We start from the raw sequence: 25,647 nt of genomic DNA, 5'->3' as shown, positions 1-25,647 counted from the left end.
CCCGCCTCCAGCATCGGAGTTCTAGAAATGACGCTCTTTCTCGATATTGTCAGCACTGCGGCCATTCTCTTCATCGTTGCCGCCGGGCTGCTTGCGATCTTCGGCGTGCTGAAGATCATCAATTTCGCGCATGGCGCATGGCTGACCATCGGGGCCTACTGCGCTGTCGTCGTCAGCGGGTTCGGCCTCAATCCGTGGCTTGCCATTCCCTTCGCGTTTCTAGTCGGAGCGATCCTCGGCGGTGTTGCCGAACGGTTCATCGTGCGGCCTCTCTATCGCCGGCCGCTCGATGCCATTCTTGCAACCTGGGGCCTTGGCATCGTCATCGGCCAGCTGATCACGCTCTGGTTTGGCCGCGACGTGCAATTCACGCCGGCGCTGCTGCCCGGCACTTTCGATCTCTTTGGTACCGGCTACTCGGCCTACCGTCTTTTCGCCATTGTCGCGGCTGTCGGTCTGGGGCTCGGCTTCACCTTGCTGCTCGATGGGACAAGGCTTGGTCTTTCCGCCCGGGCGGTCATCATGAATGAAACGCTGGCGCGCGGACTCGGTATCGATACCGAAAAGGTGCGGCTCGCGACCTTCATGATCGGCACCGGCCTGGCGGCCCTTGCCGGCGTGCTGCTCGCGCCGCTGACCAGCGTCGATCCCAATATGGGTGTCGCCTGGCTGACGGGCGCCTTCATGCTGGTGATGGTCGCAGGCTCTTCTTTCGGTGCGCTTGCTGCCGCCTGCCTCATCTTCGGGGCCGCTCAGGTGCTTGTCAGCATCTATTTCAGTCCAATCCTCGGCGGCATCACCGTCGCCGTCCTCTGCGCAATCACACTGCGCATACGTCCGAAGGGATTTGCCCGTGCCTAACAGACAAAAACTTCGGCTTATCCTTCTTTTGGCGCTGGCGCTGACCGCTCTCCTGTTGATCATCTTCGGACCGATGTTTCTCGGCCGCTTCAGCCTCAACGTGCTGACGCGCTCGATGATCTACGCCATGCTGGCGATCACCGTCGACTTGCTCTGGGGCTATACGGGCGTTCTCACCTTCGGGCAGGCGGCATTCTTCGGCGTGGGCGCCTATGCCACCGCCATGGTCCTCACCCATATCGGCGCAAGCCCGGCGCTTTTCGTCGTCGCCCTTGTCGCCGCCGTGCTCGTTCCGCTCGTGCTTGGCCTCGCCGTTGGCTGGCTGTCGTTCTATCACGGATCGACACCGCTCTATGCCACCGTGATCTCGCTCGTGGTACCGATCGTCGTCACACAGCTCGTCTTTTCGGGCGGCACCTGGACTGGTTCCTCGAGTGGCCTCGTCGGTTACGAAACCCTCCCGCTCGGGCTTCCCGGCTATTTCCGCCTGTCGGGCGCGTGCCTGCTGGCCTTGGCCGTTCTTGCAATAGTCTTCGTCCGGTCGGACGCCGGCCGCCTGCTCGTCGCAATCCGCGACAATGAAGCCCGCGTTGCCTATCTGGGCATGAATCCCGCCCGGCTGAAGGTCGTCCTGACGGGCGTTCTGGCTGGCGTATGCGGCCTGGCTGGCTTCCTTTTTGCCAACGCATCCGGTGTCGTCGCGCCTGAGAACACCGGCTTCGTATTCGGAACCGAACTCGTCGTCTGGACGGCGCTCGGTGGCCGGGGAACGATTATCGGACCGTTGTTCGGCGCAATCGGCATCGATTATCTCAGCGCCAGTCTTTCGGGCGATCTGCCCTTCCTGTGGCAACTGATCGTCGGCGCGCTCTTCGTCGTGATGATCATCCTTTTGCCGGGCGGCCTCGCCTCCCTGGTGACGCGGTTCCTGCAGTCGGCGAACTCCAGCAGCATTCTCAAATCCTTGCCGACGCGCATCGTCGCCAAGGATGGTGCGTTGGCAGGCAAAAGCCTTCTGTCGATTCGCGGTCTCGGCAAGTCCTATGGCAGCTTCTCCGTCCTCAAGGGCATCGACCTTGAAATCGGCGCTGGAGAACTCGTCAGCCTGGTCGGCCCCAACGGCGCCGGCAAGACCACGCTGATGCGTTGTCTGTCGGACGGTACCCAGCAGATCGAAGGTCAGGTGGACATCATCGGTACGAATATCGCCGGTCGTGCACCCGAACGGATCGTCGCCCTCGGCGTCGGCCGAAAATTTCAGGTTGCCAGCATCTTCGACAGCATGACCATCGGCGAATGCCTCAAGATGGCGCGTTTCAGCCGCGAGAGACCCAACGCGATGCGATCGCTTGGCGAGATCATGCTGCCGGCAGCGGCAGCCGAGATCCTGACGCTCACCGGCATGGTTGATATGCTGGACAAGCCGGTGTCGCTGCTGTCGCATGGTCAAAGACAGGCTCTCGAACTGGCGATGGTCGTCGCTCTGGAACCACGCATCATTCTTCTCGACGAGCCGACGGCGGGTCTTACCAAGACCGAGCGCATGACCATCGGCACCATCCTCAAGAAACTGACGGACGAAATGGGTTTCGCCGCCATCCTGGTCGAACACGATCTGGATTTCGTGCGCGACATATCGAGCCGCATCGTGGTTCTCCACCAGGGTAAGCTCGTTCTCGACGGCACGGTGAATGACGTGGTCAATTCCGAAACGGTTCGCACCATCTACGCAGGAGGCGCCCGTGGCTGATACGTTCAAACTCAAGCTCAGCGGCGTATCGAGCGGATATGGCGCGGTCGATGTCGTCAATGGCGTGTCGCTCGCCATCCGGCCGGGCGAGATCTTCGCTCTCATGGGCAAGAATGGCATGGGCAAGACGACGCTGCTGAAGACGATCCTTGGCTTCCTGCGTGTCGGCAAAGGCAAGATCGAGGTGGACGGTGCTGTTATCACCGACAGGAAACCCGCGGAGCTGATCGCTTCCGGCATCGGCTACGCTCCTCAGGAATTGCCGTTGTTTCAGGATCTCTCCATCCGCGACAATCTGCGCCTGGCGCTCAAGGGTGATCGGGATCTGGCGTCCGCCCTGGAACGGGTCTACGGTTATTTCCCGTTCCTGAAGGACCGGTTGGCGCAGAAGGCAGGCACTCTGTCGGGAGGGGAGCAGAAAATGCTGATCCTCGCGCGGACGCTGATGCTGCGGCCAAAACTGCTGCTGATCGACGAAATCTCCGAAGGCCTGCAGCCCTCCGTCGTCCAGAACATCGCCAAGGCATTGAGGGACGACCGCGAAACGCGCGGCACGACCATCCTGCTCGTCGAACAGAACCTGGATTTTGCCCTTTCGGTGGCCGACCGTTGGGCCATTCTCAAACTCGGGGCGATCGAAGATGAAAGTCTCAATGGTCCAGATAGCCGCAGCCGTGTGCTGCAACATCTGAAGATCTAGGGAGCGAGGCAAGTGCAGGACCGATGGAATGCATTCATGCCCTATCCGGATGCAGAGGTCGGGCACGCGGCCATCGGTCCGCTTTCCGGCCTTCGACTGGCGGTAAAGGATCTTTTCGACGTTGCCGGCTATCCGACCGCGGCCGGCAATGCCACGGTACTCGCTGCCTCCGGCATCAAGACATCGACGGCGCCGCTGGTCCAGACGCTGCTCGATGCCGGCGCCTGTTTCGTCGGCAAAACCAATACGGATGAACTTGCCTATTCCCTGATCGGCGGCAACATCCATTTCGGCATGCCGATCAATCCGCGCGCTCCCCACCTCATCCCCGGCGGATCGTCGTCGGGTTCAGCCGTTGCGGTTGCCGCAGGCTTCGCCGATATCGGCCTTGGAACAGACACGTCCGGCTCCATCCGTCTGCCCGCCGCCGTCAACGGCCTCATCGGCTGGCGGCCGACACATGGAAGCCTCGACAACAGGGCGCTGCGTCCGCTGGCGCCAAGCTTCGACGTGCCGGGCTTCATAACGAGAAGCCTGGAACCAATGGCCGCGGTGATGAGCGCCATCGGCATTCCGGCGGCAAATGACCAACCATCATCTATTCTCATTGCCGAGGATATCTTCGCAACCATTGACGACGCGGTCGCCGACGAGATGATCGCCAGCCTTCGATCAGCGGGCATGCCTATTCGCATGACTAAAGATATCGCCTCGTTCAGCCTCGCCGATCTTGCTTTGGCGTTCATCACCATCCTGCAAAGGGAAGCCTGGGAAAGCAACAGAGCGCTCTTCGAGCGGAGCCCTGAAGCCATTGCGCCCGATATTGCGGCGCGTCTTCTGTCAGGATCTCGCCTGGACGAAGAGGAAGTGCGCGAGGCAGGCAGGATCCGCAAGCTGTTTTCCGCGGAGATCGACCGATTGCTCCGCGAAAATGTGGTTGTCGTTCTTCCGACATTGGCCATGAGCCCGCCAACCCGCGATGCCGAACCGGAACGCTTCGCCGCATTTCGTTCCGCCTGCATCAAGCTTCTGTGTCTTTCAGGCCTTAGCGGCTGCCCGCAACTGGCTTTTCCCATTATCAATTGTGCGGGAAATGTTTCGCTTTCCTTGTTCGGTGCAAGGAGCGCCGACAGGATGCTGATGAATATGGCCCGGCGACTAAAAGCTGAGTGAAAGAGCAAATGCGACGGGGAGGCTTTCCCCACCGTTCATCCGTCCCCATGGCTTACGACCGGCCCGGTCAGCAATGGCACCTGAATCGCAGCGCAACGCATGGCTATTGCGAACCGCCGGCTTTGCGTCGTCCCCGACTGACCATCATTCCGCCGATTATGAGAACAATTCCGGTCGCGTTCGCCCAAAACGACGCTGGAACGTCGCGCGCATAATCAAGCACCACCCCTGTTACCATCTGACCACCGATGATCAGCAGAGCCGAATTCACCGCGCCTATTCGAGCAATCGCCCAACTGCCCGCCGCCACGAAGATGACGCCGATGGGACCACCCAGATAGGCATACCAAGGCGCCTCGGCAGCACCCGCAGGAAGCAGACCTCCGACAAAGAGACCAAGGCAGGTGAGGGCAGCAAAGCCTATGGCATGGTTCCAGAAGGATGCGATCAGCGGCGTGGTCGATATGCTCAACCGCCCATTGAGCTGACGACTGAGGCCGACGAGCACACCACCCAGGCAGGCCAGGAGAATGAACACTGTCACGCCGCACCTCGCCCAAACAGTATAATGAGTGCTGCCCCGGTGACGACCAAGCCGAGCGCGGCGATGTCTCGTCTATCTGGGCGCCGCTTTGGCAGACCGAACAGTCCCCAGCTGTCGGCCGCGACGCTGAAGGCGACCTGGCCTGCCAAACCCAAAGCCAAGGTGCCGGAGAGCCCGAGCGGCGAGTTGACCGCCGTCGAGGTCAGAATGACCGTTGCCGCGCCGGATATCCCGCCGAAGTAGGCCCACCACGGCGCGTTGGGGGCTTTTCCTACCGTCGGCCTGCGCCGGCGGTGGACCACCAAAAGAAGAATGACGGCTGCGATGATGCCCGTGCCGTGGGCGGTCCAAGATGAGAACAGGGGATTGCCATAACGGGCCAATTCCCCATTGAGGTGCACCATGAAAGTCAGGAGCCCACCCGTGGCAAAAGCTCCGATGAAGTAGATGGGATGCGAATTACGTGCTTCGGTGGTCATTGCAGATCTCTGTCAAAGAATCGATTGCGCCCGATATTTTTCAAATTGCCACTACCACGCCGCGTCTTTTAGACGCGCAAAGGACGCTGCAGCACTCGCCTGGACGAATGCGTCGACCATATTCCTGATTAGGACGGTACGTCTCAGCGGATTTCCTGCCTGGCGTCAATCGTGGTCCGACAAACATCCTTTCCATTGACGAGCCCTTCCGGCAGATGGCTAATGGCCGGGTGTCGTCACTGCCTTGCAAGCACGGAGGATGCGATGCTGCTCAAGGGCGCACGAACGTTCGTGGTGCGGGATGCGGGAGGCTTCGTCGCACATGTCAACATGCCGGGCTGGTTGAAGCCGAAGCCGACCGATCACGGCCACGGCCCTCTCGCCATGGTCGTTGAATCCATCCTCGATCCTGGCCGCCTGATCGCCATGCACGAGCACAGAAACGATGAGATCATTTCCTGGGTGCCCGAAGGCGTCATGCGTCACGACGACAAGGCCGCGGGCCGGTTGGTGATCGACCGCGATCATCTGATGGTGATGAATGCCGGGGTCGGCTTCTGGCACTCCGAAGAGACGCTGGCATCCGATCCGCCTCTGCGAATGCTGCAGATCCTCGTTCGCCCTTATGCGGTCGATCTCGAGCCGAAGATCCAGCACGGGCCGATGCCAGCTGCCGCGGCAAACGTCTGGCGACACCTGGTCGGGCCGGAAGGGGAGGGCGCCGCCCCCTTCTATGTCCGCAGCGCGATCGACTTCTTCGACATGCGGCTGGACGCGGGCCTACGGGTGGAATTCCCGCAGAAACAAGGCCGAGACCTCTACTTCTATGTCTTCAGCGGTTCCGTTGTCGTCGATAGGCAGACGTTCGCCGAAGGCGAGCAGGGGCTGCATTTATCGGATGACAAGCTCGAAGTAGAGGCGCAGAGTGCAAGCACGTTGGTCGCGTTTCTGCTCGACCCGAACGCATCTATCACCAGGCAGGGGACTGTCGGCGACCACAAGAAGATCCCGCCGGCAATCATCATTCGCGCGTTCCTGCGATGGAGGAAATTTCGCCATATGTGGCGTCGTCATCTTTCGCATCGCCGCTCGAAGACCGAAAAGGCGATATGAATGGAACAAGGATGCCCCTAACGGGTTTCGAACCTTAGCGTTCAATAGGAGGAGCATTTCATGCCTACGGTTGCCGCCACACCCATCACCCCACCAGACCAGCACGTTGTAACAGCCCGCGAAGCCATCGAGCCGCTTTATGAGAAGCTCGAGCTTCAAACGGAATCGCTGGTCCTGTCTGCGGCGCTGGAAGCGGGATGGTCTTCGGATGAGGCAACCGAGGCGCTGGCGGCGCTTAGACTGCAGGATGCACTTTCCACCCTTGGACGAACGGCCTGACCGAAAAACTCCGAGAATAATCGACGTCTCCTGTCGGAGCACCGGGTATCAGTCACCGAACGGTCTCGCGCGGCGTGCTGACTAGCACGGCGGCTGCATGATTAGCGGCGTGGAGCGCGCCCTCCAGTCCGGTCCCACCTGCAATTTCAGCGGCCAACACGCCGGTGAATTCGTCACCGGCGCCATGGGTGCTGACAAGCTTTACCTTGATGGCTTCGATCAAGAATTCCTGGCCTGGCTTCGTCGCGCAGGCAAGGCCTTCGCCGCCCGCTGTGACGACTGCGGCGGGATACGTCTTGGCAAGCAGACGCGCGGCGTCGAGAGCGCCCGCGAGTGAGTCAAATACGGCGACGTCGGTCAGCTGTTCAGCTTCGATCGCGTTGACGACGATGACGTCGACCAGTTCGGAGAGTGCGGGAGGCAGATCGCGCGCCGGTGCCGCGTTGAGGATGACCCGCCCTCCGGCCGACTTCATCGCTTTGGCGGCGGCGACATTGGCGGCGTCGGGGACTTCGTTCTGCAGAACAAGGACACTTTGCTCGCCGAAGAGTTCCGCTGCTCGATCCACATCCGATTGTCCGAGGGTGAGATTGCTTCCGGACACAATTACGGCCCCATAGTCGCCCTCGCGGTCGAAGATCGCCACGCTCATGCCGCTCCCGCCACTGTCCCCTACCTTGACAAATTGGTGATCGACACCTTGCCGATCGAGATTTTCCACCAGCGCTCGGCCGAAGGCATCATCGGCAACCGCGCCGATCATCGCGGTCCGGATGCCGGTCTTTGCAGACGAAACCGCTTGGTTGCCGCCCTTGCCGCCGCACTTCGGATGCCAACTCTCCCCCGTCACTGTTTCGCCCTTTCGCGGTCGCGCCGGGCCATGCACCATGATGTCGTAGTGCAGGCTTCCAAAGACGATAACGGAGGGGGAGGCGGTCGTCATATGATCTTGTCCTTGCGTTTCGATGCTACCGCGGACATCGTTTTTTCGAGGTTCTTTTCCGCCGCGTCGTAGTTGCGTTGAGCGACCGCGACGAAGAGCGCGTCGAGAATGTTGAGCTGGGCGATCCGGGCAGCGGCGTTTTCGCCCATCAGAGGCGAACCCTGGGCCGTCGAGCAAAGAACGATATCGGCGATCTGGGCGAGCGGCGAACCACCGTAATTGGTGATGGCGACTGTCCGCGCGCCGCTCTTTCTGGCCAGCTGCAATGCGTCGATCACCGCCGTGGTATTGCCGGAATGAGAGAAGGCAACCGCCACGTCATCCGCTCCGAGCAACGACGCCGACATCAGCATCATGTGAGAATCGTCCTGCACATTCGCTCTCACCCCGATCCGCAGGAACTTATGGGCGACATCGCGCGCGATTTGGGCAGACCCGCCGACGCCGTAGAAATCCCTCTGGCCAGCCTTCGTAAGGAGGTCCGCCGCCCGGTCGAAAGCATCGACGTCCAAAATTGCCAGCGTTTCCTCAAGCGCATGGATCGAGGTTCGGAATACCTTCAGGATGATCTCCCGCGAGCTATCTTCGACGGAAAGCTCCTGATGCATCTCCGCCGTCGGAAGCTTGTTGTAGCTCGACACCGCCGAACGAAAATCCCGGTAGCCATTGAAACCGAGCTTCTTGGTGATCTTCACCACCATGGCTTCGGAGACCCCGGCCTCAGCGGCGATGTCCTTGAGCGCGGTGTCCTCCGAGAAATCGCGCAATCCAAACACCGTTTCCACGACCCGTGCTTCCAAAGGGGTGAGCTGCGGCATCATCATCCGGATGCGCGGACCCACCGCCTTGAGATCATTTGAAGAATTCATCCTCTACCCCTTGTGACGCGATCAATCATCATCGCGACAAGGATGATAAGACCAGTGGCCAGAAGTTGATAGAAGGCCTGAACGTTCATCAACGTCAGTCCGTTACGCATCGCGCCGAGGATGATCGCACCGAGGATCGTGCCGACGATGCTTCCTTTACCGCCCATGAGAGAGGCACCGCCGATCGCAGCCGCCGCAATCGCGTCGAGCTCCCAGAGATTGCCAAGGATCGGTTCTGCGGCACCAAGGCGACCGATCAGGATCATGGAGGCCAGGGCGGCGAGGACACCTGAGATCACATAGGCGGTGATCTTGGTGACAGCGATCGGCACGCCTGCGACGTAGGCCGCCTCTTCGTTTCCGCCGACGGCAAGCAGATATTCACCGAGAGGCGTCTTCTTGAGCAGGACCCAGGCGAGGAAGGCTACGACGGCGACCATGATAACGGGATTGGGGACGCCCATCAGGGAGCCGTTGAACAGCGCGCGAAAACCCTGGGGAACGCCAAGCACCGGATTTCCGCCGGTATAGATCAGCGCAATGGCCCGGTAAGTGCTCAGCGTACCGAGGGTGACGATGAAGGGTTGCAGGCCCGCATAGGCTACGAGGACGCCATTGACGAGTCCGCAAAGGACGCCAATCCCGAGACCGGCCAGGATCGCGAGCGGAACGGGTATTCCCGCAACAAGCAGCGTCGCCGTAATCACCGCCGCTATTGCCGCGGTCGGTCCGACCGAGAGATCGATGCCGCCGGAAATGATCACCAGCGTCATCCCGAGGGCGAGACAGGCATTGATGCTCGACTGCTGCAGGATGTTGAACAGGTTTCGCTGGGAGAGGAAGTCAGGAGCCAGCAATCCAAAAATGACCACGATGGCGATCAGTCCGATCAAGGTGCCGGCGTCTCGCACCGAGAACGATCCGAAGAGTCTGGAGGAGGGCACCGCGGCATTCTGGGTTATGTCAGACATGGAATTGTTCCTGTGGGTCATGCCGCGCCAAGGCGACTGTCGGCCTTCCCAACGGCATGGGAGACGATGGTTTCTTCGGAGAGCTTGTCGCGGCTAAGCTCGGCGACGACCGTGCCGTCGCGCATGACAAGCACTCGGTCCGAGACACGCATCACCTCCGGAAGCTCGGAGGAGACGACGATCACCGAATGACCTTCTGCAGCGAGGGCCTCGATCAGGTGGTAGATTTCGGATTTCGCACCGACGTCGATACCTCGCGTCGGCTCGTCGAACAGCAGAATGCGCGAACCCGCCGCCAGCCACCGTGCGATGATCGCCTTCTGCTGATTGCCGCCGCTGAATAACCTGATCTGCCGATCGAGCTGGAATGGCCGGAGGTTGACGCGCCTGAGTAGGTCTTCTGCAGTCCGCTTGAGCCTCCGATGGTTGATGATCCCGCCTTTCGAGAAGCGGCTCATGGAGGGCAGCGCCATGTTGATGGTGACGGACCGGCCTGGAATGATGCCTTCGCGCTTGCGCTCCTCGGGAAGGAGACCGATGCCCGCGGCAATGGCCGCGCGCGGATTGGAGAGCGTCAGCAGCTTCCCGTCGACCTTCACGGTTCCCGACGTCACCCTGTCGGCACCTGAGAGCGCGCGCAAGAGTTCGGTCCGGCCCGAACCGACAAGTCCTGCCACGCCCAGAACCTCACCGCTGTGAAGATCGAAGGATATGTCACGGACGCGCGGCGAATTGAGGTTCCGCACCTCGACGCTGACTTTTGTCGTTACGTGCGAGTGGTGTTCCTCGGCCAGGAGCTCGCGGCCAACCATCATCGCAATGACCTCGGCCGGTGCGGTCTTCTTCAGGTCGACCATCCCGACGACCTTGCCGTCGCGCATGACCGTGGCGCGCTGGCAGACCCGGAATACTTCGTCCATCTTGTGGGACACATAGATGATGGAAACGCCGCTCGCCGCCAGCCGCTCGATGATCTCGGCCAGTCGGTCGAATTCGCTGGGCGTCAGGCTGGACGTGGGTTCGTCCATGGCGATGATCTTCGCCTTGTCCAAGAGCGCGCGGGCGATCTCGACGACCTGCCGCTGCGCGACCTTCAGCGAGGAAATGGGGGCGGCGGGATTGATGGAGGGATCGATCATCGCGAGCGCCTCGGCTGCGCGCCGTTCCTGCTCCCGGCGATTGACCACGATGCCGCGGAAACGGGTCAGCGAGTGACCGAGGAACATGTTCTGTGCCACAGTGAGATGCGGCACCTGTTGAAGCTCCTGGTGAATCATGGCGATCCCGGCCAGACGAGCACTTTCGGGACGCTTGAAGTGATGGGCGGCACCGTCGACCCTGACTTCCCCTTCCGTTGGGCGAAAGACACCCGACAGGATGCGAAGCAGCGTGGACTTGCCGGCACCGTTCTCGCCGAGCAGTGCATGGATCTCACCGGGCGCGACGTCGAAGGAGACGTCCGAGAGCGCTTTGACGCCGGGAAAGACCTTGGAGATATTCTCGAACGCTAATCTGGGAGTAGCCATGAAAATCCAACCGTTTGAGAATTTGGACGGCCGGCCATGCCGGCCGTCCCGCGTGGAGGTCTTTAATTTCCAGCCGCTTTCATCAGCACCGAGCGCACATCGACACCTTCGCCTTGGAAGTCGTTGATGTTGTCTTTGGTAATGAGAGCCTGTGGTGTTGCGACCACGCGCGGCAGCTTCTGACCTGCGACGAGGCGGAGTGCGACCTCCATCGCTACCTCACCCGTCAAAACCGGGAAGCTGTCGACCGTACCCGTCAGTTCGCCCGCTGCGATCGACTTGTAGGCATCGGAGATACCGTCCGTGCCAAAGACGACGACCTTGTCCTGCAGGCTCGCAGCCTTCACAGCCTCGACAACGCCTAGCGCCATGCCATCATTGTTGCAGTAGAAGCCGACGAGGTCGGGATGCTGCTGGAGAATATTGGTCGCTGCGTCATAGGACATCTGGCGATCCCAATTGCCCGGCACGCTCGCGACGACGGTGAACTTGCCACCGTCCTCAATTGTGCTCTTGAAACCGTCGGTGCGCTGGACGGCGGCGTAGACCCCCGCCTGGCCTTCGATGATGGCGACTTTGCCACCATTGGCACGGTTGTCGATGAACCACTTTGCGACGCGGACACCGTTGTCGCGCTGAACGTTGCCGACATAATGTTCCGCCTGCGGGATCACTGCGTCATTGACGTTGACAACAGGGACGTTGGCGGCCTTGGCCTGCTCGATCACCGGCTGGAGATTGGCGTCGGTCTGCGGAGAGACCAGCAGGACATTGTAGCCCTGGGTGACCATGCCCTCGGCGATCGTCAACTGGCCGAGCTGGTCGCCTTCGCTCTGGGCCGCCTGATAGGCCACTGTCACGCCGAGCTTGTCGGCGAGCTTCTGGTACCCTTGGCCGAGCGAACGCCAATATTCATTGGTCAGCGTCTTGGAAACACCGCCGACCTTGAGGCCGTCGGGCAGCTTTGGCAGCACGCCGAGTTTGGCTTCCAACGCCGACCAGTCCATGCGGTCCGGCTCGGAATCCGAGTTCAGCGGCTTGAGTTCCTGTGCCGTCGCGATGCCAGCACAAAGGGTTGCGGCGAAAGCCACAGCGAAAAATCTCTTCATGTATTCCTCCCGGAGGGTTTGGTGGTTTAGTGCTCCGCGCCGAACATCAGCTCCTGTATGATGGCCTGCGTGGAAACGGCGTCCTGTCGGTCAATCGCGTTTGAGAGGCGATTGTCCTGCTCGAGGCGGTCGACGACCTTCAACATCCGCTGAACGGTCTTGATGTTGACCTCGCATTCATGAACCGGATCGAGCCCGGTCATATCGGGGAACGTATCGAAATAAATCGCGCCGTCATAACCATCGCGGCGAATCTGGCGGAGCAACTCGATAGTCTGAAGCGTGTGGACGGCACCAACCATCAGGCCGTCGTCACGCTTCGCATAGCCGTCATTGAGATGGACGCCGAGCACGCGGCTGTGGCGGGCGATCAAGGCGGCCGCATGTGCAGGTTGCTCGTCGGCATAGAGGACATGCGCAAAGTCCAGCGTGACACCGAGGTTCTTCGCGCCGACGTCCTTGATGGCGAGCAACGTCGTGGCCGCATCCGGCATCAGGCTATAGGAGCGAGGCTCATTCGGCTTGTACTCGATCGAGATCAGGCAATCGGAATCGTGCAAGCATACTTCACGGATTCCGTCGAGTTCGTGTTGCCACATCTTCGCATAGTCGGCCTGGAAGGAGTAGTCGAAGCCGTCCTGACCAAGCCATATCGTCATCAGCTTCGACCCCGCTTCACGGACGGCATCGATCCCTTTCTTCGTCAGATCGATCGCCTCGCGCCGGACGGATTCTTCCGGATGTGTGAAAGCGCCAAGCTTGAAGGCAGGATTTGTGTAGTAGCGCATGGCGAAGCCATTGATTAAAAGCCCGATATTGCCGAGTCTTTGAGCAAGTTCCGCCGGATTTTCATTTACATGGTCTGGATAGTTCAGGTCGAGGTCGGTCAGACCTTTCACCCGGGCGGCGCGTTCGGCCATTTGCATGACCGACGGCTTTGTGGACTGGCCCGGCCATTCCCGATGAGCAGCGGAAGCGAATGAATTGAGGCGGGTGGCAAAGCGTGTCGGGTTCAAGGCATCAGTCCCATCTGTGAAGTTGCGCACTACTTCACAGATTATAATGCATTTGTAAAGTATGAATCGCTTTTTTGATGCCGAAATTGTGTGCTGCATTGCGAAATGCAATCACCAACTGACTAGTTTTGCAGCAAATCGACGACGCTGAATGGGTTGGCTCAAGAGAACGAAGTGCAGCCGCGCTACCTGCCGTCAACAGCGCTATCTAAGAGCAGCGGAGGCATCACCGGCGGCGAAATGAAAGTCGAAACATAGCATCTCGACTATGGCTCATCAAATGAGGACGCTCTGACCGTCAAAGTCTTCCCGGCGGGGTCTTGCTGGAATATTAGCCCACCTTTGGCTTTCGAGTGTCCTGGGACATAGTCCAAGACGGTCTCGACGTTTTCAAGCACCGAACCTTGTTCTCGTATCTCGCCCTGGACGGTTACTTGCGACGCGGTCGCGCTTGAATCGTTTCGGATTTCGAAGAGGACTTGAAAGCCGCCCCCGCGCTTTTCGGTTTGCAACACGACTCCAACGAGGTTCGGCGAAGTATCACGGTTCACCAATGCATCCTTGCCGATCCAAGCAATCACGCCAAGGACAATTACGGCCGAGACGACGCCCGTGGCCCATTCAATCCAATGCGGTTCGCCTGCTTCCACATTTTTGTTGTTGGAGGTTTTTGTCATGGTGCCTCACAGGATCAGTCGAGCTGCCGCCGCGCCAATGGCAGCGGGAAAGCTCAAAACGACAACGGCCATCAGGATTTGGGTAGACCCGATGTCATCGGTTCTGTGGAACGTCCAGAGGCAATAGGCACTGATCAGACCGGCAATCACGTAGCCCGGCAGGGTGAAACGAACGAAAGCGTGCCAGACCGGCGTACCCTCGGCGAGATCGTGGCTCCCCTTAAAAGAAAGGGCGTAGACGAACCCATGCATGACTGCCAGCGAGGCGGCGATCATGATCAGGCCATGCCACGGCGTCATCTTGTACGAAAGCAAGACCATTTCCTCGGTGGGCGCGACGTTAAGGCTGAGGAACAAGGCGCCGACCGCCATCAGGAATAGCTCACCGGCGTAGCTCGTTTCCCGTTCGTGGACTGGGTCATCACTATCGCCATCCTTGGCATCGTCACCATCATCCGATTGGCCGCCAAGCTGGCTCCGACCTAGCATCGCGCCAATGCTGGCAGGTATGGCTTGGATGGCGATGATTCCGATAATCTCGTGCGGAGATTGGTCGTATTTCAGTACCCCCATGACGATGAGGATCAGTGCACTGCCCAGAACCCCAAGGCCGTAGGCAATGCTTGCGTCACGGATCGCTTGTCGCCAGGTCGACGTCCGCTCAAATCCGACCCGGTCCGAGAGAATAACGAGGAGGGGAATATTGACGATCAGCAAGAGAAACAGGCGGCTGCGGTCCATGTAGAAGCCGAGTTCCCACATTTCCATGGTCATGAACATCGGCAGCGCGAAAAGCAATGCTCCAGCAATACCGCGCGCAATCCCTGCAAAAAATTTGCTTCTATTAAAATCCTCATGCGTGGTCGCGACACTCAAGTTTGATCTCCCCCTAAATGAAAAACTCCCACCACCCGTAAACCGAGGCAGCGGCATTCAAAGCGACGCGCTCGCTGCAGAAGCGCGGGTTGGACGCATGAGCACCAGCGCCGCCGAAGCCAAAGCCGTCATGGACATCAAAGTTGACATGACTTTTCTCAAATGCTTCTCAGTTGCGAGATAGTGGCAGTTCCGACCGTACCTGCGAGAGTTTTGGTGTCGACACGGTTCGATATCGTGCCTCGACCAAGTTATAGATCCCGAACGCAGCCAAGCCGATAGCCACGACGAGGTAGAGAACAGCTCCGAAAGGAAGCTGTCTCACGAAGGTCAAGGCATCACTTATGCTTCCCGCCTGGCCCGAATCGACGGTGAAGGCCGCATAGCAAAAGAAGACGCCGACGATCACGAAAACGACCCCACGGGAAACCAGCCCATAGACGCAACCAATAACAGAGGTCGGCTTTGACCGAGCGTGAGATATCGCTCAAATCGCCGTGTGATACCTTTCAGCGCGGTAACAGCACCACCAACAACAAAACCGAGACCAATCGCACCAGCTAGGAATCGACCAAACGGCTGCGACATGGCCCAGGCTGCTAAGCCCTTTTCTCCGCCGTCGCCACCTGATCCAAAACCAAGGGCGTCCTGAAAGGCGTATATCGCCAACCCCATGTACGTCACGGCGCTCCCGAGAAGGGCGGCGCGGATCACGTAGCTTTTCGCACTGTGGTCATGGTTGTCTGCGTTTGCGATGGACTGGGCAAGCCGCCATGCTACAAAGCCGAGTAGCCCGAGCCCTATCAAGCCCAGCCACACCCGGCCCAATGGCTGTTCCAAGACAGCGTCGAGCGCTGATTTGGTATCGGCCTTTCCGCCGCCGAAGCTCGAAAATACCGCCAGCGCAGCAACGAGCAAAAACACAATACCTCGAGCGCTATATCCGGCCCGCGCAAGCCATTCTAATTTCGACCTGGTCATCTCTGTTTCCCCGCCGCGTTTTTTAACGAGCGCCCAGCAAAACAGTTCCGACTTCTCGCGGTGAATCTCTTCAACGAGGCAAGCGCCTCGAACTTTTATCGCAATTTTGATTGTCGGACGCCCACCGGAGGTTCCAAATGAAACGAGATTGCGAGCAGCGCGAACGAGCCTGCAAATCTGAGAGGACTAGGGTCGCCCGGAGGGTCGCCACGAGAAACAGCATGAAGCGACTGAGCAGAAGTGTGCTGTCCATGCATAAACGCGTGCTAAATATATTCCGGTTCCATAAGATAGATTACGCCACTTTTACAACCGGAGGATGAAACTCCTCTACTTCCAGACGCAACTGGCGCGACGCATCTTTTCAATGCCGCGCGGTCACCAATTGCAGGGTTGCTGCAACTCTTCGCCGAGCGCCTTCAAGAAGTTGCGGATCGTCTCCGTCCGTCTTTCAGCAATCGCCCGGCCGGATGCCGTCTGCATGGTTTCCGGCAGCTTGAGCAGCTTGACGGCGAAATGGTCGATCGCAAAGCGGCGGTCGTCGAGCGGACGCTCAGTGGCAAACGGATCGGCGCCGTCGAAAAGCGTGGTTCCGATCTTGCCGGCGATGAGGAATGTGCGCGCCATGCCGATGGCGCCGAGCGCATCGATGCGGTCCGCATCCTGAAGGATCTTCGCTTCGACCGTCGTCGGCGCAACATTGGCGGAGAAACTATGGGCGATGATCGCATGGCGTACGGCTTCGATTCTCTCTTCCTCGAAACCCAATTCCTGCAGAACCGGCACGGCGGCATCAGCCGAGAGTGTCGAGGCCTTCGCTCTGTCAGGTGAATTCTTCGGCAGGTTGACGAGATCGTGCAGGTAGGCGGCCGCCAAGAGAACGCTACGGTCCGCCTGCCCTTCCATATCCGCAATCTCAAGCGCCACCGACTTGACGCGCCTGATATGGTGGATGTCGTGGCTGGCGTCGTCATCGCCGGCGAGCCTTGCGAACGCCTTTTCGAGATGGTCGGTCAAACCTGTGAGATCCATGGTTTCTCTCCTTGCCTGTCAGGATTTCGTGGTGTCGCGGGATGAAAGGAACAAGGCGGCCGCTTCGCGCAGGCTGTTAACGACAGGCGCGCCGGTGCTTTCGAGGCGGGCGCGCGACTGCATGCCGGTAGCAACGAGGATCACGGCGAACCCAAGCGATCTGGCGGCCTCGTAGTCATCGATCGTGTCTCCGATCAGACAGGTATCATGGCGCTCCAGCCGGAGCGTCCGGCAGTGCCGGCCGAGGCTTTCATGTTTCGTCGGATGGCCGATGCCGGTAAAACCTTCGATCAGCGTGAATCGCGGGCGAAGGCCGTGGTTATCGACGAGCCTGTTCAACTGTTCCTGCGGCGCCATCGAAAGCAGCGACTGTGAGGCTGCGCCGGCAACGATTTCGAGTGCGGCGACGGCGTCTGCCGCCAGCGGCAGTTGGTGCATCAGGGCGCCGTAGCGATGATCATAGCGCGAGCCGAGATGATGCAGGTCGGCGGCTGTCGCCTCACGACCGAGCAGCGTTGAAAAATAACGGGAAAGAGGTCGGCAATAGTGATGACGCACCTCTTCGATCGTGACATCGGGAGCACCGAGTTCGGCGAGCGCTTCGATGGTGATCCGTGCGGTGATCTCGAAGTCGTCGAGCAGAGTGCCGTTCCAATCCCAGACGACATGGCGATAATGCCTCATGGATCCCCTGCCCCGCCCATACGCTGTCCGCTCGCCGAGAAAAAGTGGAGATGCTCCGCATCGACCGTGAGCGTCAGCCGCTTGCCGGCGGGCACCGGTACGGCGAGACGAGCCCGCAGCGCCTGATTGGCCGCCAAGAGATGAACGAGGCTGTCGGTCCCAAGCAACTCGCTCCTGACGACATCCGCGGTCAGGCAGAGCGATCGAGGATCGGGCGGAGCGATCCGCATGTCTTCGGCACGGAAGCCGAGGATCAGCCGTTCGCCTGTGGCGATCTCACGACCCGCGGGCAGCCGCATCTCCCCACCGTCGCCGAAGTGCAGGCTTGCACCCGCCCCTTCCGCCACAATCAGGTTCATCGAGCCGAGAAAATCGGCAACGAAGATCGATGCCGGGCGGCGGAAGATATCGCCAGGCGCACCTTGCTGCTCCACCGCCCCCTCGCGAAGGATGATAAGATGATCGGCAAGCGCCAGCGCTTCGGTCTGATCATGCGTGACGTAAACAGTGGTCGCGCCGATCTGCTGCTGCAGAAGGGCAAGCTCGGTGCGCATTTCGGCGCGCAGCTTCGTGTCGAGGTTGGAGAGCGGCTCGTCCATCAACAGCACCCGCGGACCACGCACGATCGCCCGGGCGATGCCGACGCGCTGGCGCTGCCCGCCGGAAAGCTGAGCCGGCACACGATCGAGAAGGCCTTCGATCCGTACCAGCCGGGCGGCGGCCTCGACGCGGCGCAGGCGCTCCGCCTTTGGAACAGCGGCCATTCTGAGCGGGAATGCGATATTTTCGGCGACGGTCTTGCTCGGATAGAGCGCATAATTCTGAAAGACCATGGCAACGCCGCGTTTCTGGGCATCGACATTGCTGACATCGGCATCGCCGAAGCGAATGGCGCCGCTGCCGATCGGCTCCAAACCGCACAGGCATCTGAGCAGCGTGGTCTTGCCGCAACCGGACGGGCCGACGATGACGGTGATCCTGCCGGCCGGGCAGGAAACGGTCAGGCCGTCGAGCACCGGCCGCGCCGCCCCCGCATAGGTCTTCGAAACCTTGTCGACGAAGATGGTCGGCGGCGCAAAACCGCCGCCGGCCGAAAAGCGAACATGCTGCATCATCTGTCCTATTGGCTCGAAAGCAATCCGGCCATCGTCGTTGCAAGTTTCTGAAGCCCTTCGCTCGCCGTGACGGTGCCGGTCAGGATTTCATACTGGATGTCGCCGAAAGCAGTCTGGAACTCGCTGTTGTTCTTGCCGGGCAGCGAATACCAGGCGACGCTCGGCTGCGTATTGATCGAGGCGAGCGTCGGGTTCTTGGCATAATAGTCACCAAGCAGATCGGCCTTTTCCGCAGCGGTGCGGTTATGCGGCGACGACGCAGTCGCCATCACGGTCTTTGCCACATTCTCCGGTGTGATCAGCGACAGCAACGCCTTGCAGGTCGCGGCCTGCTTTTCAGGATCGGTCGCCAGCATCACGAAGCCGTTGCTCGAGGCCGTCACGACGCGCGTGCCGCCATCCTTGATCGGCATAGGCGCGAGACTGACGTGAAAATTCACCTTGCCAGTCAGCGCTGGGAAGGACGACGAGGAGATCAGCAGCATGCCGACATCGCCGGCCTGGAAGAGGGCTGCGAACTGTCCCCAGAAGGAACTCGGAGCAATCGCCGGCATGTATCCCTTTTCGACGAGGCCGCGCATGAACTGCATCACAGCGATGCTCTCGGGGCTCGAAACAGCAGGCTTGCCGCCGGCATCGACGATCTGCCCGCCGGCGGAGCGCAGCTGCGCCTCGAAAAGATAGTCGTTCGGCATGTACATGAGGACGCCGAATTTATTGGCGGACTTGTCGGTGAGCTTTGCGGCAGCCGACTCGACCTCGGACCATGTCTGCGGCGGCCGCGACGGATCGAGACCGGCAGCCTTAAAGGCATCGTCATTGATGAAGAGCGCCGGCAAGGTCGTGTACCAGGGCATGGCGTAGAGCTTACCGTTGACCTTGAAGCCTTCCAGCAGACCGCTGTCGAGCTGCGCGGCAAGTTCAGGCGCTGATGCCAGGCAGTTGTCCAGCGGCTGCGCACGGCCTGAATCGACATAGGCGCGCAAGACGGCACCAGTGACCCTGACCGCATCCGGCGCAGTACCCGCGACGATATCGGCAAGCACCTTCTGTGTCGTATCGAGGTCGGAGCGGTTGTCGAGCTCGAAATTCACCTTCACATCACCGTTCTTCTCGGCAAAACCGCTGAAGATGTCCTTGAGCACATTGCCGTTCTGGCTGGCCTGGCCCGAGACGATGCGCACTTCGGTTTGCGCGAGCGCGGTTGCGGGCGCTGCAAGCGCGACGGCACAGGAGAATATCGCAGCCTTGACCGCGAAACGGGACGTCGTGGAACTGCTTTTCATCTTTACCTCCGAAGGGCTGTTGAATCTCAGTCGACCTGGCCCGAAGACATCGCCATCCCGGCGACGAACTGTTTCTGGGCAAGCAAGAATCCGATCAAAAGTGGAACGACCGTCAGCGTCGCGGCCGCCATCTGCGGCCCGTATTCCGCGCCGAGGTCCTGGTTGAGGAACTGCACGATGCCGAAGGGAACGGTGGCGGCGGCATCGCTGCGCAGCACGAAGGACGGCCAGAAATAGTCGTTCCAGTGCGACACGAAACTGAAGACGCCGAACGTGGCGATCGCCGGCCGGGCCATCGGCAGCACGATCGCAAACAGGATGCGGGCCGGCGAGGCCCCGTCCAATCGCGCCGACTCGAAGACGGAGGCCGGGATCGACAGGAAGAACTGGCGCAGCAGGAAGACGCTGAAGGCGGAGCCGACAAAAGGCAGGATCAGCGCCCCGAGGCTGTTGATCAGCCCGAGTTCCGAAAGAAGCACGAACACCGGGATGGCGGTGACTTGGTAAGGAATGAGCATGGCGCCGAGAACAAGCCACAGGCCTGCCGTCTGCCCGTGGAAATGCAGCCGCGCCAGCGCATAGGCTGCCGGGATGCAGATGACGAGCTGTCCGATGAAGATGGCAACGACGACGAGAATGCCGTTGAAGTAGTAGCGGGCAATCGGCACTTCGGTGAAGACCCGACGGTAATTGTCGAGCGTAATTGGGCCGAGACCGAGCATATTTCCCGAGAAGATCTCGTCCGCAGGCATCAGCGACGTCCGGAGCATCAGCCAGAAAGGCAGAAGCATGAAGACAGCGCCGATCGCCAGCACAGTATGAAGGCTGATCTGGCGTGTCAGCGCGCTGGAGCGATCCGTCATCATCGCCGCCCTGCCGCTTCGAGTGTCGACGTTGCCCACATCTGAATGACGGCGGCGACAAGGGCGAGCGCCAGAAGGATTAGCGCCACCACCGCGCCGCCGCCAATGTCGAAGAAATAGATGCCGCGTTGCCACATCAGGTAAGCCAGCGTCTCGGTCCGTTTCGACGGGCCGCCACCGGTCATGGTCGCGATCGTATCGAACACGCGAAGCGCGTTGGTGCTGCTAACGACGGTGGCGAAGATCGTTGTCGGGCCGAGCGCCGGCCAGGTCACGTGCCAGAAGCGACCCCATACGCCGGCGCCATCGACCCTTGCCGCCTCGGCCACATGTTTTGGGACGGTGGCAATACCGGCAAGATAAATGATCGCCACGAAGCCGATCTGCTGCCAGTTGCCGACGACGGCGACGGCCGGCAAAGCGAGCGTCGGCGAGTTCAGCCAGTCGCTGAGGCCGAGCCAATGGCCGATCGTCAGATCGACGACCCCCTTGCGCGCCAGGAACATCCATCGCCAAACCACGGACATGGCAACCAGGGTTGCCGCAACAGGCAGGAAATAGACGGCCCGCCAGAAGGCGGCACCGTGCGATAGTGCGTCGATCGCAAGCGCCACCAGCAGGCCGAGGATCAACGACGTCGGCACCGTCATTGCGACATAGAGAAAGGTAACGCCGATACTGTTCGATATCTCGCCGCGGCCGATCGCGGCGCTGAAATTGGCAAGGCCGACGAAACGGTGCGTGCCGGCCAGAATATCGATGTTGAAGAAGGCAAGGCCGATGGTCAAGAAGCCGGGCAGGATCGTGAAGGCGGCCAGCAGAAACAGCAAGGGCGCCATGAAGAGATAGGGTGCCGCCCTTGTCCAGCGTGCCGGCGGCAGCGGGAGCGGCGTCAGGATCGAGGTGAGGCCGCCGATTGATCCACGGTCGACGCTCATAAGAGAAACATCCGCTCGCCGGCCGCAATGCGGATATCGCCGCCGAATTCCGCCGCTGCCTCCCCCACAGCACTTTCGCCGTCGGTCGGTGAGCCAAGATGGCAAAGGACGAGGGTCTCCACTCCGGCGATCCGAGCAAGACGGCCGGCTTCACGCGGCGTCATATGGGCGCCTCCCGGTGCCTTGGCGCTTGAGAGGTGCGCATCGGCGAGCAGCAGTGCAGCACCGGCGAAAAGCTCGACAAGCTCTGCCCGCCAGCGCGTATCGCCGGTATAGGCAAGTGCCCTGTCGCCCGCATCGAGGCGCATGGCGGCCGTCACGATCGAATGATCGGCCGGCGCGGTGGTGATACGGATGTCGCCCTGGTTCCAGGCATCGCCCGGAACATATTCTTCGATGTCGAAGACCGTCAGGAGCCAATCCTCGCCCTTCTTCATGATGTCACGCAGAGCTGCATGCCCAGGACCACGATCTTCCTCGCCGAAACGCCAATTGCGATGATCGAAGAGGCCGGAGAATTGTTCGAGAAAGCGCCGGCCGCCGGGAGGAACGCGCAAAGGCAACCTGCTCGTCCGGCCGCCGCAGACCCATTCGTTCAGCAATCCATAGCCGAGCGGTATCAGGTCGAGGATGTGGTCGGGATGCATATGGCTGATGATGACGGCATCGAGCCCGCAGACTTCGCTTGCCGAAAACAAAGCCGTCGCGATGCCCGGTCCGCAGTCCAGCAATATCGCCTGGCCCTTGCCGCTCAGGCGGTATCCCGAGCATGGCAAGCCGAGCACCGGATAGCCCCCTGACGAGCCCAGAATGTCTAGTCTGGCTTGCATCGATTGTCCGGTCGCCTCTTGCCATGTCCCTCAAGCGGCACAGCAAGTATTGGGCGGATGTATCGCGTGGATGACATTTGGATCGGATTGTCATCGGCACTATAGAAAGCATCTATAGATCGGGTCCCTGCGTCACAAACAGCAAGGGGATCGAACCGGATGTCGGACGCCACGCTTTCGCCTGCCATCCTGCGCCGCATGCGCCGGCTCAGCCTACGGCAGCTGATCTATTTCGTGGAGCTGCAGCACCATGGCAGCTTCAGCCGGGCTGCCGTAGCCCTTGCCATCAGTCAGCCGACGCTCAGCCAGCAAATTGCCCAGTTGGAGGAGACGCTCGGCGTCGCACTCCTTCAGCGCGGCACCAAACTGCTGCGGCTGAGCGATGACGGAGAACTATTCCTCATCCGCTGCCGCCGCATTCTCGGGATGCTCGGGGATGCGATGGAAATGCTCGATGGCGAGCGAAGGACGAAGACACTGAGGCTCGGCATCCCCAGCTATCTCTCCTACTCCGCCGTGACCGAGCTTCTGCGGCAATTCCGTCAGCGCCAGCCGGCCGTCATTCCCTATCTCGCCGAAATGCCGGCCGAAGAAATGAGCCAGTTTCTGAACGAGGGCGAGCTGGATGCCGGCTTCCTCACGCTTCCAACACCGGCAAAACTGATGGAGGACATGCGCTCGCAGACGATCTGGGAAGCGCCCTACCGTGTCTGCCTCTCGCGGCAGCATCGGCTGGCGTCGAAGAAGATCCTTCGTGCCGAGGACCTCGCCGAACTCGACTTCGTGCTGGTGCCGCGCGACTACCATCGCACGCACTACGACTACCAGCTGAACGCCCTGCGGGGTCTCGGTATAGAGCCGCGGATCATCGATACCGACGTCAGCACGACCCTGTCGCAGATGGCGCTGGCCGCCGCAGGGCTCGGTGCCTGCCTGATTTCTCCGGGAACTGCGGCCATTCCCGACGATCTTGTCTTGAAAGAGACGGAAGCTGCGATCGGAACGCATGCCCTCGCACTATTCTGGCCGCCGGCCAGCAAGAACCCGTTGCTCAAATCCTTTTGCGACTGCGCAAGGAGCTTCGCCGCACAGGCAAAACAGTAAGCGCGCCATTGGTCGCTCGCTGCCGGCAAAGAGGTCACATGCCTGAAACACGGTCATCGTATCACTAATGGATGACGTAATTTTGTGCAGTACCCGAAGGGCAAGATCATGGCTATCGTGCAGTCATTCCGCCAGGGGCATCATCTCATTCAGCCTGGCCACGACGTCCAGGGATTTTTCAACCAGGTTTGTGCGTCTCTTTCGACGCGCCGCGCCAATCTGGTCATGGTCTGTCATGCGATCGGCAGCCTTCCGCCTTTCCTGCAGGCGCTGGAGCAGGTGGCGGATATCTCGGGCATTCTGGTGAAACCAAAATCCGCCCAGACCGATATATTGCGCCGAATTTCGCGCTACCATCGGACGGAAATCCTTTCCCGCGAAATCTGCGAGTCGCCCTTCAAGACGCAGGAGCTTCTCGACGGCATGACAGGCGGACGGGAAACCATTCTTGTCGATATTGGCGGCTATTTCTGCAAGGTACCGGCCTGGAAACAGCAAGGCTTTCTACAGAATATCGTCGGCATCGTCGAAGATACCGAGAACGGCCATCAACGCTATCAGAAGTCGGACCTCGCCGGCATGCCGGTTGTCTCCGTCGCCCGCAGCGCGACCAAGCAGCTTGAAGACTGGTGGGTCGGCCGAGCGATCGTCTTTTCGGCCGAGCGGCAGTTGCGCCATATCGGCGAAACCTTCCACGCGAAGAAAATCACCGTCCTCGGCTTCGGCAAGATCGGCTTCAGCATCGCCGACACCCTGCTTCGCCACGGCTACGACGTTTCGATATTCGACACCGACCCCTGCAAGCGGGTTCTTGCCAAGTGCCTCAACTATGCGATCCCCGAGCGTGACCGTGCGATCTCTGGCGCCGATGTCATTTTCTCGGCAACCGGCAATCGCGCTCTCAGCCTTGCCGATCTGAACCGGAAGAGCCGGCCGACCTTCGTCTTCTCGGCGACCTCAGCCGACGACGAATTCGATATCGATTTCAGCACCGCAACGAAAACCTACGGCGAGTTCTGGCAGTTCCCGCGCCGAGACGACAGGATGACGGATTTCTTCGCCAATCGCGGCAATGCGATCAATTTTATCGACGGCGGGGAAATCGGCCGCTACGCGCATATGGTGCAGTCGGCAATTGCCCACGGCATCGATGCGATCCTCTGCGGCGAGTATGCGCTCGGCGCGATATCCGAGCTCAGCCAAACCAGGGAGCGGCTGATTTCGTCGGCCTATATCTCCGAGTTCGAGCAGGACCGCAACTGAATGTCGACGTTGGAAATTCGTCTCGAGGCCTTCGTCAAGACATGCGTCGGCATCGATCCCGCCCACGACCTGCTTCATGTCAAGCGGGTTGTCGAAAGCGCAAAGGCGTTCGCGGCGGAGGAAGAGGAGCCGGCCAGACAGGATGTGCTGATTGCCGCCAGCTGGTTGCACGACGTCATCCGTCGCGAAAAGGATGGCGGCATCCGGGCGCCGTCATCGGTGCATTCAGCCTCGCTTGCTGCAGAATTCCTGCGCGAAGAGCAGCTTTTCGACGATGCTGATATAGAGCGTGTCTATCACGCGATTGCGGCTCACAGCTATACGGCAGGCATCCCGCCCGAGACTATCGAGGCGAAGATCCTGCACGATGCCGACCGGATCGACGCACTCGGCGCGATCGGTATCGCCCGCTGCATGATCGTCGGCGGCCGTTTCGGTGCGGCCCTCTATCACGAGGGCGAACCCATCCCAGAGGCTCGGGATATCGACGACCGGAAATTCATCATCGATCACTTCTACAACCGGCTGTTCAGGCTCGAAGACACATTCCTGACGAAGGCCGGCACCCGCGAAGCGGGGCATCGCACGCGCTATATGCGCGCCTATATCGAGGAACTCGAACGCGAGATGCCGGAGGCGCGTCTCTCGTAGTTGGTGTCGATGGG

The 25,647-nt window shown here is 60.4% G+C and carries 26 protein-coding genes and 1 pseudogene; 9 read left to right on the top strand and 18 right to left on the bottom strand.

Features of this window, described 5'->3' with window-relative positions:
• Positions 1-27: 27 nt before the first annotated feature.
• Genes B5P46_RS14040 through B5P46_RS14025 form a run of 4 tightly spaced genes read left to right on the top strand, consistent with a single transcriptional unit; the run spans position 28 to position 4,484 of the window.
• Positions 28-861, top strand: a complete 834-nt coding sequence (locus tag B5P46_RS14040; RefSeq protein WP_129419186.1) for a branched-chain amino acid ABC transporter permease — start codon at positions 28-30, stop codon at positions 859-861.
• Positions 848-2,611, top strand: a complete 1,764-nt coding sequence (locus tag B5P46_RS14035; RefSeq protein WP_129419185.1) for a branched-chain amino acid ABC transporter ATP-binding protein/permease — start codon at positions 848-850, stop codon at positions 2,609-2,611. The genes B5P46_RS14040 and B5P46_RS14035 overlap by 14 nt, the downstream gene beginning before the upstream one ends.
• A complete protein-coding gene (locus B5P46_RS14030; RefSeq protein ID WP_129419184.1) occupies positions 2,604-3,311 on the top strand; it encodes an ABC transporter ATP-binding protein in 708 nt (235 codons plus the stop codon). The genes B5P46_RS14035 and B5P46_RS14030 overlap by 8 nt, the downstream gene beginning before the upstream one ends.
• Positions 3,312-3,323: 12 nt before the next feature.
• A complete protein-coding gene (locus B5P46_RS14025; RefSeq protein WP_129419183.1) occupies positions 3,324-4,484 on the top strand; it encodes an amidase family protein in 1,161 nt (386 codons plus the stop codon).
• 103 nt (positions 4,485-4,587) lie between these two features.
• Here B5P46_RS14025 and B5P46_RS14020 read toward each other — a convergent pair whose 3' ends face one another.
• Together B5P46_RS14020 and B5P46_RS14015 are read right to left on the bottom strand one after the other, a co-directional pair.
• Positions 4,588-5,028, bottom strand: a complete 441-nt coding sequence (locus B5P46_RS14020) for a DMT family transporter (protein ID WP_129419182.1) — start codon at positions 5,026-5,028, stop codon at positions 4,588-4,590.
• Positions 5,025-5,507, bottom strand: coding sequence for a DMT family transporter (locus B5P46_RS14015; RefSeq protein WP_129419181.1), 483 nt, complete (start codon positions 5,505-5,507; stop codon positions 5,025-5,027). Before B5P46_RS14015 ends, B5P46_RS14020 begins: the two co-directional genes overlap by 4 nt.
• A 264-nt stretch (positions 5,508-5,771) precedes the next feature.
• Between B5P46_RS14015 and B5P46_RS14010 the strand changes: the two genes are divergently transcribed.
• Complete coding sequence (locus tag B5P46_RS14010; RefSeq protein ID WP_129419180.1) at positions 5,772-6,620, top strand: pirin family protein; 849 nt, start codon at positions 5,772-5,774, stop codon at positions 6,618-6,620.
• 60 nt (positions 6,621-6,680) lie between these two features.
• Positions 6,681-6,899, top strand: a complete 219-nt coding sequence (locus B5P46_RS14005; RefSeq protein WP_003547964.1) for a hypothetical protein — start codon at positions 6,681-6,683, stop codon at positions 6,897-6,899.
• A 52-nt stretch (positions 6,900-6,951) separates the two neighbouring features.
• On the opposite strand, the gene B5P46_RS14000 is transcribed toward B5P46_RS14005, so the two are convergent.
• From B5P46_RS14000 to B5P46_RS13925, 16 genes and pseudogenes are all read right to left on the bottom strand, one after another.
• Complete coding sequence (locus B5P46_RS14000; RefSeq protein ID WP_129419179.1) at positions 6,952-7,842, bottom strand: ribokinase; 891 nt, start codon at positions 7,840-7,842, stop codon at positions 6,952-6,954.
• Complete coding sequence (locus B5P46_RS13995) at positions 7,839-8,711, bottom strand: MurR/RpiR family transcriptional regulator (RefSeq protein ID WP_129419178.1); 873 nt, start codon at positions 8,709-8,711, stop codon at positions 7,839-7,841. Before B5P46_RS13995 ends, B5P46_RS14000 begins: the two co-directional genes overlap by 4 nt.
• Entirely contained in the window at positions 8,708-9,682 is a 975-nt protein-coding gene (locus B5P46_RS13990; RefSeq protein ID WP_129419177.1) for an ABC transporter permease, read from the bottom strand. The genes B5P46_RS13995 and B5P46_RS13990 overlap by 4 nt, the downstream gene beginning before the upstream one ends.
• 17 nt (positions 9,683-9,699) lie before the next feature.
• Positions 9,700-11,208, bottom strand: a complete 1,509-nt coding sequence (locus B5P46_RS13985) for a sugar ABC transporter ATP-binding protein (RefSeq protein WP_129419176.1) — start codon at positions 11,206-11,208, stop codon at positions 9,700-9,702.
• A gap of 62 nt (positions 11,209-11,270) precedes the next feature.
• Complete coding sequence (locus B5P46_RS13980) at positions 11,271-12,317, bottom strand: sugar ABC transporter substrate-binding protein (RefSeq protein WP_129419175.1); 1,047 nt, start codon at positions 12,315-12,317, stop codon at positions 11,271-11,273.
• Positions 12,318-12,343: 26 nt separating this feature from the next.
• Positions 12,344-13,333 (bottom strand): sugar phosphate isomerase/epimerase family protein, encoded by a 990-nt coding sequence (locus B5P46_RS13975; RefSeq protein WP_129419174.1) that lies wholly within the window; start codon positions 13,331-13,333, stop codon positions 12,344-12,346.
• A gap of 266 nt (positions 13,334-13,599) precedes the next feature.
• Positions 13,600-14,010 (bottom strand): TIGR02588 family protein, encoded by a 411-nt coding sequence (locus B5P46_RS13970; RefSeq protein WP_129419173.1) that lies wholly within the window; start codon positions 14,008-14,010, stop codon positions 13,600-13,602.
• A gap of 6 nt (positions 14,011-14,016) precedes the next feature.
• On the bottom strand, positions 14,017-14,943 hold the full coding sequence (locus B5P46_RS13965; protein ID WP_129419172.1) for a TIGR02587 family membrane protein: 927 nt from the start codon (positions 14,941-14,943) through the stop codon (positions 14,017-14,019).
• A 112-nt stretch (positions 14,944-15,055) separates the two neighbouring features.
• Positions 15,056-15,867, bottom strand: a pseudogene (locus B5P46_RS13960) (DUF1206 domain-containing protein).
• Positions 15,868-16,245: 378 nt separating this feature from the next.
• Positions 16,246-16,899, bottom strand: a complete 654-nt coding sequence (locus B5P46_RS13955; RefSeq protein WP_129419171.1) for an HD domain-containing protein — start codon at positions 16,897-16,899, stop codon at positions 16,246-16,248.
• An 18-nt stretch (positions 16,900-16,917) separates the two neighbouring features.
• Positions 16,918-17,583, bottom strand: coding sequence for an HAD family hydrolase (locus B5P46_RS13950; protein WP_129419170.1), 666 nt, complete (start codon positions 17,581-17,583; stop codon positions 16,918-16,920).
• Positions 17,580-18,698 (bottom strand): ABC transporter ATP-binding protein, encoded by a 1,119-nt coding sequence (locus B5P46_RS13945; RefSeq protein WP_129419169.1) that lies wholly within the window; start codon positions 18,696-18,698, stop codon positions 17,580-17,582. Before B5P46_RS13945 ends, B5P46_RS13950 begins: the two co-directional genes overlap by 4 nt.
• Before the next feature lie 5 nt (positions 18,699-18,703).
• Positions 18,704-19,984: an extracellular solute-binding protein gene (locus tag B5P46_RS13940; RefSeq protein ID WP_129419168.1), complete on the bottom strand. Its 1,281-nt coding sequence runs from the start codon at positions 19,982-19,984 to the stop codon at positions 18,704-18,706.
• A gap of 26 nt (positions 19,985-20,010) precedes the next feature.
• The gene (locus B5P46_RS13935) at positions 20,011-20,850 is read right to left on the bottom strand and encodes a carbohydrate ABC transporter permease (RefSeq protein WP_129419167.1); all 840 of its coding nucleotides are present in this window, start codon (positions 20,848-20,850) and stop codon (positions 20,011-20,013) included.
• Positions 20,847-21,785 carry a carbohydrate ABC transporter permease gene (locus B5P46_RS13930; protein WP_129419166.1) on the bottom strand — a complete coding sequence of 313 codons (939 nt, stop codon included), beginning with the start codon at positions 21,783-21,785 and terminating at the stop codon, positions 20,847-20,849. The genes B5P46_RS13935 and B5P46_RS13930 overlap by 4 nt, the downstream gene beginning before the upstream one ends.
• Entirely contained in the window at positions 21,782-22,615 is an 834-nt protein-coding gene (locus B5P46_RS13925) for an MBL fold metallo-hydrolase (RefSeq protein WP_129419165.1), read from the bottom strand. The genes B5P46_RS13930 and B5P46_RS13925 overlap by 4 nt, the downstream gene beginning before the upstream one ends.
• Positions 22,616-22,774: 159 nt before the next feature.
• Here B5P46_RS13925 and B5P46_RS13920 point away from each other — a divergent pair, with 159 nt between their 5' ends.
• From B5P46_RS13920 to B5P46_RS13910, 3 genes are all read left to right on the top strand, one after another.
• The gene (locus tag B5P46_RS13920) at positions 22,775-23,719 is read left to right on the top strand and encodes a LysR family transcriptional regulator (RefSeq protein WP_129419164.1); all 945 of its coding nucleotides are present in this window, start codon (positions 22,775-22,777) and stop codon (positions 23,717-23,719) included.
• 108 nt (positions 23,720-23,827) lie between these two features.
• Positions 23,828-24,982 carry an NAD(P)-binding domain-containing protein gene (locus B5P46_RS13915; RefSeq protein ID WP_129419163.1) on the top strand — a complete coding sequence of 385 codons (1,155 nt, stop codon included), beginning with the start codon at positions 23,828-23,830 and terminating at the stop codon, positions 24,980-24,982.
• Positions 24,983-25,633, top strand: a complete 651-nt coding sequence (locus tag B5P46_RS13910) for an HD domain-containing protein (protein WP_129419162.1) — start codon at positions 24,983-24,985, stop codon at positions 25,631-25,633.
• Positions 25,634-25,647: the final 14 nt, after the last annotated feature.

Origin of the sequence: Rhizobium leguminosarum (assembly GCF_004123835.1) — a bacterium.
In the GTDB taxonomy this organism is placed as follows: Bacteria; Pseudomonadota; Alphaproteobacteria; order Rhizobiales; family Rhizobiaceae; genus Rhizobium; species Rhizobium leguminosarum_M.
Note: the sequence above shows the minus strand (reverse complement) of the source record. Positions and strands in the feature narration are given on the sequence as shown.